17 protein-coding genes are annotated in these 12,314 nt (G+C 46.1%); all 17 read right to left on the bottom strand.

Annotation, left to right across the window (positions count from 1 at the left end; translation table 11 throughout):
• Positions 1-45 precede the first annotated feature (45 nt).
• Positions 46-582, bottom strand: coding sequence for a hypothetical protein (locus tag BMY11_RS04310; protein WP_090573205.1), 537 nt, complete (start codon positions 580-582; stop codon positions 46-48).
• On the bottom strand, positions 572-775 hold the full coding sequence (locus BMY11_RS04305; protein ID WP_143069203.1) for a hypothetical protein: 204 nt from the start codon (positions 773-775) through the stop codon (positions 572-574). Before BMY11_RS04305 ends, BMY11_RS04310 begins: the two co-directional genes overlap by 11 nt.
• 10 nt (positions 776-785) lie before the next feature.
• Positions 786-1,169, bottom strand: coding sequence for a minor capsid protein (locus BMY11_RS04300; RefSeq protein ID WP_090573203.1), 384 nt, complete (start codon positions 1,167-1,169; stop codon positions 786-788).
• The gene (locus BMY11_RS04295; protein ID WP_090573202.1) at positions 1,169-1,573 is read right to left on the bottom strand and encodes an HK97 gp10 family phage protein; all 405 of its coding nucleotides are present in this window, start codon (positions 1,571-1,573) and stop codon (positions 1,169-1,171) included. Before BMY11_RS04295 ends, BMY11_RS04300 begins: the two co-directional genes overlap by 1 nt.
• Complete coding sequence (locus BMY11_RS04290; protein ID WP_090573201.1) at positions 1,570-1,896, bottom strand: hypothetical protein; 327 nt, start codon at positions 1,894-1,896, stop codon at positions 1,570-1,572. The genes BMY11_RS04295 and BMY11_RS04290 overlap by 4 nt, the downstream gene beginning before the upstream one ends.
• Before the next feature lie 2 nt (positions 1,897-1,898).
• On the bottom strand, positions 1,899-2,459 hold the full coding sequence (locus BMY11_RS04285; protein ID WP_090573200.1) for a phage head-tail connector protein: 561 nt from the start codon (positions 2,457-2,459) through the stop codon (positions 1,899-1,901).
• A gap of 13 nt (positions 2,460-2,472) precedes the next feature.
• Positions 2,473-3,651: a phage major capsid protein gene (locus tag BMY11_RS04280; protein WP_090573199.1), complete on the bottom strand. Its 1,179-nt coding sequence runs from the start codon at positions 3,649-3,651 to the stop codon at positions 2,473-2,475.
• Between the two features lie 55 nt (positions 3,652-3,706).
• Positions 3,707-4,318 carry an HK97 family phage prohead protease gene (locus tag BMY11_RS04275; RefSeq protein WP_090573198.1) on the bottom strand — a complete coding sequence of 204 codons (612 nt, stop codon included), beginning with the start codon at positions 4,316-4,318 and terminating at the stop codon, positions 3,707-3,709.
• On the bottom strand, positions 4,311-5,606 hold the full coding sequence (locus BMY11_RS04270; RefSeq protein WP_256217295.1) for a phage portal protein: 1,296 nt from the start codon (positions 5,604-5,606) through the stop codon (positions 4,311-4,313). The genes BMY11_RS04275 and BMY11_RS04270 overlap by 8 nt, the downstream gene beginning before the upstream one ends.
• 15 nt (positions 5,607-5,621) lie before the next feature.
• Positions 5,622-7,418, bottom strand: coding sequence for a terminase large subunit (locus tag BMY11_RS04265; RefSeq protein WP_090573197.1), 1,797 nt, complete (start codon positions 7,416-7,418; stop codon positions 5,622-5,624).
• Positions 7,399-7,878, bottom strand: a complete 480-nt coding sequence (locus tag BMY11_RS04260) for a phage terminase small subunit P27 family (RefSeq protein WP_090573196.1) — start codon at positions 7,876-7,878, stop codon at positions 7,399-7,401. Before BMY11_RS04260 ends, BMY11_RS04265 begins: the two co-directional genes overlap by 20 nt.
• Positions 7,879-8,000: 122 nt before the next feature.
• Positions 8,001-8,402 (bottom strand): hypothetical protein, encoded by a 402-nt coding sequence (locus BMY11_RS04255; RefSeq protein WP_090573195.1) that lies wholly within the window; start codon positions 8,400-8,402, stop codon positions 8,001-8,003.
• 289 nt (positions 8,403-8,691) lie between these two features.
• Positions 8,692-9,057: an HNH endonuclease gene (locus BMY11_RS04245; RefSeq protein WP_090573193.1), complete on the bottom strand. Its 366-nt coding sequence runs from the start codon at positions 9,055-9,057 to the stop codon at positions 8,692-8,694.
• A gap of 70 nt (positions 9,058-9,127) precedes the next feature.
• Positions 9,128-9,322, bottom strand: a complete 195-nt coding sequence (locus tag BMY11_RS04240) for a sporulation protein Cse60 (RefSeq protein WP_256217325.1) — start codon at positions 9,320-9,322, stop codon at positions 9,128-9,130.
• A gap of 193 nt (positions 9,323-9,515) precedes the next feature.
• Positions 9,516-10,061 carry a tyrosine-type recombinase/integrase gene (locus BMY11_RS04235; protein WP_090573191.1) on the bottom strand — a complete coding sequence of 182 codons (546 nt, stop codon included), beginning with the start codon at positions 10,059-10,061 and terminating at the stop codon, positions 9,516-9,518.
• 187 nt (positions 10,062-10,248) lie between these two features.
• Positions 10,249-10,908 (bottom strand): hypothetical protein, encoded by a 660-nt coding sequence (locus BMY11_RS04230; protein WP_090573190.1) that lies wholly within the window; start codon positions 10,906-10,908, stop codon positions 10,249-10,251.
• 10 nt (positions 10,909-10,918) lie between these two features.
• A complete protein-coding gene (locus tag BMY11_RS04225; protein WP_090573189.1) occupies positions 10,919-11,962 on the bottom strand; it encodes a DUF6731 family protein in 1,044 nt (347 codons plus the stop codon).
• Positions 11,963-12,314 lie beyond the last annotated feature (352 nt).

Here is a 12,314-nt window from a genome sequence, read left to right as displayed (position 1 = left end):
AAAAGAAGAAGAACCCTCTTCAGGGCTCTTCTTGCTTTGTTGTAATTACGCCGTTATGTCACCAAATGCGACAAGATATCCCGTTGCAGTGTCCGGATACGCTTTAAACGTTACATTTGTGATCAGTTCTCCGTCGTAACTGAACTTATATTTCAGGTTTGTTCTTGGCGCTGCCTTATACAAAACAATAGCATCATTTGGCGTTGCATCAGCAGCGAGCGGTTCGAGTTTCACCATCTTAGCAATACTTAAGAGGTTAATGACTTTCGATGCATCGATATCCACCCGTTTCTTGGTTGGAGCCGTGCCATTTGTCGTAAGCTTAGAGCCTGGGATGATTTTAGAGAGCTTGTCCAGATCCTTTTCAGCAAATGGCACTTCTATTGAAGCATTTCTGCCAATGATGATTTCGCCAACAGGTGTATCACCGAATTGATCAACCTTGATCTCACGCGAGGTCTCATCATAATTTAAAAGCACCCCGCCTTGTGTCGTTTCGAACACAACCGGTGTACCGCCAAGTCCGGCATCGAATGTCACTCTACACGGACCGAGCTGAATTTTTGTAATATCACTTGCCATCTGTGTTTTCCTCCTTGTTTTCGCTTTGATTTATATAAACAGCAAGACCGTCGGTTACAAGTGCAGCTGCAGCCTTCTTGTCGCAGCTCACTTCATCTCCGTCGGTCTTGTAATCTGGCTTATCCGCCGTGCCGAAATTGACTTGATGGTTATCGGCGAGCGTTAATCGGATTAATAATTTAGAATCTTTCAAGTCCTTCACCTCACTCCAAATAGACGCATGTAAAATTCAAGCTATACATTGGTCGCTTGTTCTCGTCGCGGCCAATGTACAGCGGGGCTGGTTGATCGGCTGCGCACTGGCGAATGAACATGCCGCCCGTCTGCAGCTCGAACTCTGTTCTCCCGTGTAAGTGAGAGTGAATCTCCAGAGCTAATTCTTCGGTCTCTTGCATTTCGAATTCACTGCCCCGAATCAACACTTGAAAGGATGTTCTCCTATACGATGACTCAGGATCTGGAGGAAACCCACCTGTTACCTGAACATATGCAGCCGAATCTGGCGCGTTCTCGGGGAACTCATTTACGAAGTACGCAAGAGGAAATTCATCCCTGAGATAATCAACCACATAAATGGCTCGTAGCATTAACCTCTCAGCTCCTTCGCAATTTCTTGTGCAATGATTTCCCGGTACCGCGCTGATTTCGCCTTCAATGGCCGTTCAAGGTACTTCGGTCCAGTACCTGGCGTCGATGGCTCTTTGAATTTCCGGTGCTCGTGCAAGAACAGCGCGACATCCGTTGCCCAGCCGCGCTTGTTCTTCTTTAAAAGCGAGAAGGATACTTCCCCAGTGACACTGTATCCCGATACAGACACTCTTACATGCGCACGCTGGCGCAGTTCGCCAGTCAGGTTAGGAGCTCCAGCCTGTGCATCTGCCTTGAGCTCTTCCATCGCTTTCTGCATGCCCCGTTCAGCCGCAGCGCGGAAGCGCTGGTCCGCGAAGTCGATGCCCCGATAGACATCGTTTAAGTTAATTTCGAAACTCATGGAAGGTTCACCACGGTAGTGCGTACTTTTCCTTGAAAATCACGAATAGCTTCGATTCGGATCGGCGTCTTCCCCATTTCATGCCCGAATGCATCGTTCCAATGTACCTCGTCTTCATATGAGATTGGAACACTTCCGAGAAAGGTTATTGAAGTGCCGCTTGTGATTTCCTTGCCGTGTTGGTCAATAACTAATTGCCCGACGCTTTCAATCCGGCAACGGTGTGTGCTTGGTTCTAACACTTCCGCTTTCCCCCAAGCATCTATAACTGAATTATCCTTCCTGCGCGTGATGGATGCTTGATCAATAAATAAGTGGTTCATTTTCACACCCAGCTCCCTACATATGGAGCTAACAACGAACAAACAGCAAGAGGTAAACCTTCACTCGGTTCTGTGTATGTTATGGAGACATTGCCGAATCGCTCTGCTATTACTCCTGGACTTCGCATTAATGTCTGTGCATACAATAGGCAAGCAAGTTCAATTGGCTCCGGAAGTGTCCGGGGATTTCCTTGACTTGCATCTTGTGGAAGTACATAGCCAGCTTCATACTCCACAATAATGTTATGTTTGCCGTTCGGCCAGCCATAGTTCCTGAACAATCGACCTTCCTCCGGAAGGAGAAAGTCAGGCTCTATCGCGGCGCCGTTCATATCTGTTAATGATACGGAACCGATAATAGGATGCTGTTTTAAATTCAGATACGGGGAGTTGGCGTAACCACTCACCCGTTCCTGATAAATAGCCCGCTTCAATGACCGCTTTAAGTGCGCTTCGATCTTCTGCGAGGCTGCTTCCGCATACATGGCGAGCGTTTCGTCCATACTCGAATCGTTCTCATCCATTTGCAGGGCTTTCTTCATGCGAGACAAAGTTGTCAGCATAGCGGACACTCCCCTACGGCAGTGTAATCTCGCCTGCGATGACTGCCTCGTCGTCGAAAAGCTGCAGGTCTTCACGTTGGATTGCACGCACGTCTGTTGTATTTCGGCCAAATGATTTGCCGCCGACATTGGTCGAAGTAATGGAATACTGCTGGCGGTCAAAGAGAACAATAAATTCCTTCAGGTCACCAATGTAGATCGGAGCCTTTTTCGTTGTTGTACCTGTCGAGGGCAACCAACGATTAGCAAGCACCACGATCGGTTTACCCTTCAGCAACTTACGACTTGGCTGTGTTGGGTCCGGTTGAAGCAAGTCCTTTCCGTCAGCATCCTTCTGGTTATCCAAGTAATTAAAGCCGTCCTGGTTCGTAAGGATAATTGCATTAAGGGCGATATTCGGATCGAGATCAACGTTAAGAATCTTCTTAATGCTATCCAAATTAGCAATCGGTTTTCTGGTAAGTGCCGCGAGCTTGTCTAGAATCAGCTTGTTCCGCGTAACGACCGACTTCTTTGCAATCCATCTTGCAATGTATTGCATCAAATTCTGGTCTGTGTCATTAAGTAACGTGTTGGAGATTGGTAAGATTCCGCCTCGATCCTTAATGGTGTAAGCAAGCGGTTTAAATTTCGGATTGTCGAGATCACCGATATCCGTCATTTCCGTAATCTCCGCGAATGGCGTGATATCAGCGTTCTTCTCAATTACGCGTGAGCCCGAACGAGTTGATACCGGCTCCACGGTCACATAAGGTTCGAGTGACACGAATTCACGCTTCAACTCATGGATCATCGTCTGGATATCCTGTGGCACAATTAGTCCACCATCTTCGCCAACACCGCCCTGCATGCCAGCGCGAACTTCCAGCTCGACTTCTTCCACTAGCCGCTGTTCGTCACCTGTCAGCGGGCGATTCCGCAATACTTTCAAGAATGCACTGCGGTAAGACGGAACGGACCATGCTGCTGGATTACCAGATTGATTACCACGAGCCTCCGGTTCAACCGGAACCGTAGCACCTGGCGTATCCGTGTCACGCAATTCCTTAAGCAAATCAATTTGCTCTCGAAGCTGCTTAGCCTCGCTTGTTGCGCTGCGCGCTTCTTCCATTTTACTCTCAGCCATCAATCGGCGCGCTTCTTCCAACTTAGCGGCAAGTCTCTGCCGCAGTTCGCGTTCTTTTTCGTCCATTTTTGAAACCCTCCCAGATTTATATGTGGTTAAATAAAATAGACCTATTAAGGATTTAAGAGCAATCCAATAGGTCTAGTTCCAGCTCGATTAACATTTTCTCTTGTTGCAGTTCACGCTTGCGCTGCTCTTTCGACGTGATACCTAGCTCATTAATGCTGCGCTGACTCACTTCGCTGTCTGTATAAGCTGGGAATGGTGTTGGCGAGACCTCGAACAAATTCACGTCGAGTAGCGTTCGCTCATACACATCTTCTTCCTTCAGGTACTGCCACGTGTCGGCCCTCACATAAAAACCAAAGCTGACCCCATCAACATCACCACGCTGGATCGATTCAAAGGCATCATTCCCCCAGCTATTGTTCGGAAGGTCGATCTCGAATCGAAGACCAACATCATCCTCCCATAACCGCAAAGTAGCATTTTTTGTTGATCCAAGCACGAAATCGCTTCGATGGTTCCAGAATGCCTTAATCGTGTTGTCTCGTAGGCTGCTGGAGAACGCACCCTTTGCGACCCGCTCGTAAAACTCGCCCCAGATCAATTGACTTCGCTGGTTGAATTTCACAACATATCCGGCAATCGTCCTGGTGGTTGATTCCCCTTCGCTGCTGCGGACCTCGATATTATCTGCCGGAATGAAGCGTAACACCTTCTCTTTACTCACTGCTTCCACCTCCTTTCGTGGCATCCTTGCCAAGCCCAGCCTTCAGTAATTGATACTGATCCATTTTATCGAGACTGACAAAATTCAAACTGACGAAATGCTTGTCCCCCATCTCGCCAATGTTGTCCCGCTCCTCCAGTTCACGCACCTCGTTAATGGTGTAAGCACCCATGGCGATCATTTCTTTGTAAAATTGCGCTCGGCTAGTGCTGTCCCCGCGTAGCTCACTGGTGACGTTGAACTTCGTATAATACTTTTTGCGTTCCATCTCGGTGAACAGCTTGAAATCATTCTCCATTTCACAATTCACAATAATAGGTTGCAGGGTGCTCTTCACGTATTCAAGCGATTGGTTTTCCATGTTGTTGAATTTAACATCCGTTATCCCCAACTTATAGCCCGGCACTTTATAGATCTTTGCAACCTCCATGATCCCGAACTTGCTTGTTTCAATAAACTGGGCATCATTGAGAGGCATGCCAAGACTTTGGTACTCCATGCCCGCATCTAGGATGGCGATTCGGTGCGCATTCGAAAGACCACTATTGGCCTTCTGCCACTCGTCACGAGCCTTGTCCTTCGCCGGCTTATCGAGAGTCGCACCAGGAACCTTCAGTATGCCGCGTGTCGCCGTTCCGTTCGCGTAGAAGGCGCCAAGAAATTTCCGCTGAGCCTGCTGCACCCCGATTTCTTCACGAATGACTGCGATCGGCGTTATGCCCTTTAATCCACCTTTGCTGATTGCCTTGTAGTGGAGCACTTCGTAATGTCGAAGCTTGCGCCTCTCACCGCTCGGTAGCGTGGTCACATACCAGACTTCGCCAGTAATAGGGTCGAGATGCACATCCGTCTTTGAGGGATCAAGAGGCCACAGCGCTTTGGGCATCCCGTTGAACGGTCCATCTTCGTGCCATTCGATGTTGGCATAGGCGTTCCCCCAACAAACCATATGCACCTGCATGAGCTCCTTAAATGTGTAAGCGCTCATATAAGGGTTTGATCTGACCCCGAGTAACTTACTCACTGGATGACTTGTATCGCGCTCTATCCCGCCGCCACGCCGCCGAAAAACTTGAATCGGAAGTTTGCCAATGTCCCCACCTAGAATTGAAGCACAGGTATACACGTTGCTGTTCATCATGGCTGTCTCACTGGTGACCTGCTCGCCGCTGGCTGTCTTACCGATGCCGAATAGATCCATCAACCATTGCTGAGGGTTCTTTAAATCGGAAATCAAGTTCGACCTTTGCTCCCACCAGCGGCGGAAGTAGCTTCTTTTAAATTTCACGTTTCACCCCCTCCCTTAGAACGTAAAGTCATCATTCAGGATGTGACTATTCAAATCGGTTTCCTGATCAAGCAGCATAGCCCGGACTAGTGCATTAATAATGGCGGCTAGCAAGTCAATCCGCTGGCTGTCGTCTTTATGCTTCTTACTCAGCTTGATATTGCCGTTGTTGTCCACGACCTCAATTGCATTAGAGACACACCAGGTCAATAGCGGGCTTCCATCGTGAACAAGCAGCCCTTTCAAGACGAGCTCACGAAAAAACTTTGTTGGCTCCGAGAGCGTCTGAACACCTTGACGAATCTCAACCCGCTCATACCCCTCCGCCTCCAGTTCTTGTGTGAAGTGCGTGGCATTGTAGGGATCGTAGCAAACTTCCTTGACCATCCAACCTTGCTCTTCTTCAAGCTGCTGGATATGGCTCTTGATGTAGCGATAATCGGTAACCGATCCTTCAGTCAATGTACACCATCCACCAGCTGCCCATGATGTATAAGGTACCCTATCCGAGTGTTCGTGCTCCTGTGCCCGAGCTGCTGGCATAAACCCGTGTGCCGTCACTGCATATCGTCCATCTTCAAGTTTAAAGACAAAGGCGTTAGCGGTAAGATCCGTTGTCTTCGCCAAGTCGAGCCCACACCAAGTTCGCCAGCCTTTGACCAATGCCAAAAAAGCGTCTCGCGAAACTCCGAGCGCTTTATACTTGTCCATGATGCCGGACATGAATTTATGTTCACTATCCGACTGCCATCGGTTAACCCTTTTAGTCAGCCACTCACGAATCTTCGCCGGGTCACCAGTATTGTATGCCTCGTCATGTTCGGCGCGAATTTGCCCCCGCAGCTCCTCCGCATACTCGTTGTTCTCTTGAAGAATGGGATTTGCCTTAATCCAAACCGTTTCATCGTGAGGATCGTCTTCCTTCTCCAGTTCGCGAATCATCACAAAGTAGGTTTCATTCATGGGCGTATCTCCGGAGAGCATCTTACACAGCGCGTCGTATTCCTTCTTGCACGGGCTGTTCTCAGCATCTTTCCCGGCCGTTGTAATAATCAGCATCAGCGACTGGAGCCGCTTGCCGAAGCCCGAGTAAAGGACGTCAACGATTTCACTTGTCGAATGTGCATGGTATTCGTCAATAATAACGATGCAAGGTGCGCCAGAATCCTTGTTCTTGGTGTCTTTCGATAATGGCCGCAGCCATCCACCGCGATTCGCATGCTCAATATACGTTCGCTTAATTCGCAAGCGCTTGTGAATATCGGGGCTTGCTTCACCCATTTTCTGCGCATCCAACCAAACCCGCTTGGCTTGCGTTTTATCGACTGCAGCGCACTCCACTTCCGGGCTTTCCTCGAAACGTTTGAACTCGGGCATACCTGGAGGATAGACGCAATCTCCGCACATACCGTATAAAGCAAGCCCACTCATCTCGGTCGATTTAACGTTACCGCGAGCCCGTTGATTGTATGCCTTCTTGAATCGGCGCTTGCCGCTATCCATATGAACCCAGCCGAAAATGCACCCAAGATCAAATTTTTGAAATGGAAGCAGCTCAATAAGCTCACCGGAGAAAGGACCGCGGACATGACGGCAGCAGCGTTCGAACCAGGCATACAGCCGATCCGCTCGGCTTTCGTCGAAGACGTAGGGGAATCCCTCCGTCGCCTGCCTCTGAAGATCATCCAAGTGACGCTTGCAGGTCAACCATTCCATCTTGCAGCTTGGTCGGATCTGCATTACGATCTCTGCAGCATATCGGTTAACGGGGTGAACATCGCTCCAATCAACCTCAGTCGAAGAGTTCATCATTTGGATCTTTCCCTTCGGCCATCCGCTTCGCTAGTCGCGCACGCGCACCGGCTGTAATACCGAGCTTCTCACCAAACTGGAGAATGAGCCTCGCATAGTTATTCGCCATTGTTACATGTGGGTTGACAATTTCTATGCCGCCCTTGCCCTCTATTGTAAAGCCCTGCGAATCAATTGACTCGTTCATCGCTTGGTGCTTCGCAACGGCATCACAATAGGCTGCAAGAACGTCCTCGTCAAGTGGATCAAAGATATCGAACTCTTCCATGTCCCGAACGATCTTGCGCCAAACCTTCCGAGCATTGTCATCGAGCCAAGACGGCACTTTCAGATTTCGCTTCTTTTTTCTCTCAAACGCCTTGCCTGCTTCTTCCCGCGATTGAACCTCGGCTGCTGTCCAATGCTTCCCGCCGCCCTTCTGACCGACGCGCATATGATCAAAGTGGACGACCTGACTCATTTCCAAATTCCTCCTTTCATGATGGCTTCGTATCTCATTTTGTTTTGGGGACATTTTTTCACAAACGAGACCCCTGCGGTCTCGCCCCCATTACCCTTAGATTTCGGCCCCCCGGGGGCATCCTAGGTACCGGTTGTTAACTCTACAAGCTTCGCCTCAAGCATCTCAACGGCCGACTTTCGCGGCTTCTCCTTGGACTGTTCATACGTTAGGAAGTGTTGGACAGCCTCTACATCGGGTGCGGATACCAATGCTTCTTTCAGTTGTTCAATCGTCATGTCAATGTCAGGAGTCGTAGTTGCTTCAGAAGCCATTGGCGCTTCTTCAGCAAGTTCTTCCTCAAGTGTTCGAACGTAGAGAACGCTGCTGAATGGAAGGAAGTACGTGACTCCGCCTGTGTCATTCACGATCACCGTTACCTGTGATGCATTAACAGATTGGTGAATCTTTGACATGAGCTTATTTGCGCTCTGTTCGTCGATCTCAATTACTGCGCCGTCTAGCAGCTTAACTTCGGTTTTCATGGGCTAATACACCTCTATTGTTTTTAGACTCTCTTAGTTCCTTGGCCTAATGAGTTGAATATAATGAATACAGCTACTGACAGGAGGTTGTAGATATGATCTTTGCTTTGGACATATTTTGCGCACATTGCAAGCAAGTAAAGACCGCAATACGACATGAATCCGAGAAACAAAAATACATTATGCAGCCTTCAAATGTTTATCCCATTTCCATATGTAGCGATTGTGAAGAAGAACTTCTCTCACGCCTTCAAAACTTTTTGAAGAAGAGTATCGATAAAGAAATTAATTAGTTCAAACGATATCCGAAGCCTCCATCTTCCTTGACAGTCTTTATGTCGTGGTGCTTTTTGCATAACGATTGCCAGTTGTTGCGGTCCCAGAACAGCGTCTTATCTCCCTTGTGAGGCTTGATATGGTCCACAACAGTTGCCTCAGTTACCGCTTCATGATTCAAGCACTCGACGCAGAGAGGATGCTTCCTCAGGTACCCAGCCCTGGCAGCACGCCATTTGCTGTCATACCCCCGCAGAGCAGCGGATCCCCGTTGCCGATCATACTGATACTTGTCCTCAACATGTTTCTCACAGTATTGCTTCCTAGTTATTTGGGTGCATCCGATATGGCCGCATGGTTTCTTGGGTGATAACGGCATGGATTCGACTCCTTTACAAAATAAAAGAGCTGCGCCATATTAGGCACAGCTCTTTAGACTACATAAAGCATTACTTCCTGTCATACAAGACGAGAGCAGTATATACCATACTTGGATATACGCCAGTTTGGCTATCAGTTGCAACAGCCTCATGAGCGATTGCATACTTAACGTCTACAACCTTTAACACATCCTCAAGGCTGTCCATAAACTTGTTAATCCTCACTTCCAATTCTTCGAGATGAGCTTCTGCGAATGTCTTCACCCGTGCCAAATGTACCACCTCCTTGTGATAACATTCGACATCCACCCATTTTTTTCCTCTATGAAAAACCCCCCTTTGAGTTACCCATATCGGTACATTGTGAGTAACTCGTACAGCAGCCTAACCCCCTTGTTTTAACAAGGCTTGCTGGCATTTAAGAGAATGAGTTACCCGTAACCGCAATATGGTGAACTCAGACGATTCTGAAGCTCTTCATTGACGTATCCATCGTCTCTTGGAGCTCGCCAATATACCGCAAGGTTATTTTATAGGCTGAGTGATTAAAGTGATTCTGAAGCAAGACGATATCCTTATGAGTCTTGTAGTGAAAGTACCCAAAAGTCTTGCGAAGAGTATGGCACCCGACTTCCACCAGCTTGAATACGTCTGCAATAGTCCTCATAATCTTATAAGCCATGCTGCGGCCTATCGGACGGTTGACCCCTTGCCTGCTTTGGAAAAGATACTCGTGAGGCTGCCTACCTTCGACAAATGCTTTCAATTCACGTCGTAGAACAGCAGAAATCAAAAGACGCTTCTCCTTCTTAGTCTTCTTCTCACGGATGTTGATATGCGTACCAATTACATCCCTGACCCGAAAGCGTAAAATATCGCTTATTCGAAATCCCGTATTAATACCAATATAGAACAGCATGTAATTTCGCATGCTTACTTGACGCAAATAATCGAGAATATCTGCTATCAATTCCGGATCAGTAATTGGCTGTACAGTATTCACATAACCACCACCCCATTGCCGAGTTATATAGTTTCGCGTTAAATTAGAAAATGACTCGTGGGAAAGCATCCCCGAGTCATTTTCTTTTATAGCAAGAACACCTTATCGTCGTTCACTTTCGATGCAGGCTTTCAGTTTGCTCGTTGGTTCGAATGCAATCAATAAAAAAGGAACAGTAGTTCAATCCTTACTGTTCCTTTTTTCTATTCTTTATAAATTCCTTCATTTGAACTGTCCGCTCTGAATTTCTCTCGTTATCATAATCATCTAAAAAGAGCTTCATCCGTTGCATGACATTATCAACTTCTCTCTTATCAGCTTCTACAGCATTTAAGAGCTCATGTAATTTACCAAGATCCCTTTTAAAAATTAGATAGCAAAACAGCCCGAAACGAAAAGCCGAAAGCATCATATACAAAAGTAGAACCAAAAGAATAATGACATGAGGAATGTTCATCCCCTTATCAGCATCGATTAAAAAAGAGATAGCTATTGTAGCAAACAAATAAATAAAAGCACCAACGAATGCTCGATTCAGAAATCCAACTAGTCGAAAAAAATTGTTTTTTGAAATATGAGCAAAAGTCGATTCAAGCTTTAAGCTACCGAATAAAGTAAATACCGTGAAATAAATCCCGGTAAATACCGCTGCGATAGTTGTTAGAACCCCTTCTTTCTTAACCAGATTATCACTGATTGGACCTAGTAAAGCCTTATTTATTCCATCAACAAAATAGTTCGTAAAGTATAATGATGCGAGGTAATTTAATGTTAAACCACAAAGAACAACGATAACGATTACTCTAACGGAATATTTTTCAATTCCGGCTAATATTTTATCAACCATTTTTCACCTCTCATACTAGAAGCTGTTGTTCAATATTTTCATTAAACGTTTTATTTTTCTCTTTTGTCTCATCCGAATCTTTCTTACTAAAACTCTCAATGATCTTAGGCAGCTTAGTTACTATTAAATCATTTGCATATTTTAAGTGTGCTGAATCACCATAACGACCATTTGCAAAGTAATCTTGCCTCATGTGCTCGACGATATGTTCCCAACCATCAGCGTCATCGTCTTTTAGGATTACTCTCTTATAGATATCACTATGTTTTAGATCGATATCTTCAATATTACCGGTAAGCGGACTCTTGTACTTAACCTTGATTGATTCAAACATTTCATCATCTAGGTTAAGACCCTTAATTAAGGGAATCAAGTTACCAGGCTTAATAACATCTTTACGTGCTCTACCATTCCCAAAAGATATCGAAGCCGTATTAGCACCAAAAATACTATTCGTCTCAATAGATTTTCCAAAGATGTCTAAAAATAAACTTTCTGGTCGCCCAGGTTGAACTAAGTTATTAGGAATTATACGATTCACCAAGTTCAGCTTAAATTCAATATGCCTTATATCCTGCGAGAGTTCAACATCACCAAAACCTCTTAATGCTTCCAGTGGAACAAGCTCTACTTCCCATTTATTCCCTTCCTCATTCGGAAGAAAAGAATTTAGATAATCTAACAAGTGCTTTGGTCTACCACCAAAATGATTGTATTCAATTAGGGCTAACCGCGATTGTGGAATAAATAAAGTTGAAGTAATTTCAAGAACATCATTTTTAATCAATTCAGCGGTATCGGTACCTTTTGTCCCGGTATATGGTTTATAATCACGATATTTACCAAATGCAACACTTCTGTGTTGTGCGGTCTGCGCATTATTAGGATCCGGCTCCACCATTTCAACCATAGAGAATTGGCCACTTTTTAGATTCCTAAATTTCTTTGAGGGATTAAGTACCATAACTCTGTCTACAAAGTCCGAAAAATCAATATTAGTCTTTTTTTGATTGTGTAAGATGTAGCATAGATAATAGTGTATTGTACGACTCATTCATGCTCCCCCTATGATGGTATTAGTTAAACAAACTAATAATACCATAATTTCGGGAATCTGATAGTTCTAATATACTATCTTAACTCTTACCACACCTTCCGTCCAAGTGATTCAGCATATCTTGCAGTAATTCGGCAACAAGTCGGCTGCACCTTAGAGGTGTCGGTAGGTCTTGGCTTTCTCCTCGGTTACAACCGGATCAACTCCTCTGTTCAAATAAGTTCCTCACAACAATTCACGATTGAATTCGTGACCTCCTGTAAAAAACTTATGGGGTTTCGAACCCCACCTCATCTCCACACGCCTGGCGACTGGCGCCTAAGGTCAATTGACCCACCGCATGGCCGAG

It is taken from the genome of Paenibacillus sp. OV219 (assembly GCF_900110075.1).
GTDB lineage: Bacteria > Bacillota > Bacilli > Paenibacillales > Paenibacillaceae > Paenibacillus_Z.
Note: the sequence above shows the minus strand (reverse complement) of the source record. Positions and strands in the feature narration are given on the sequence as shown.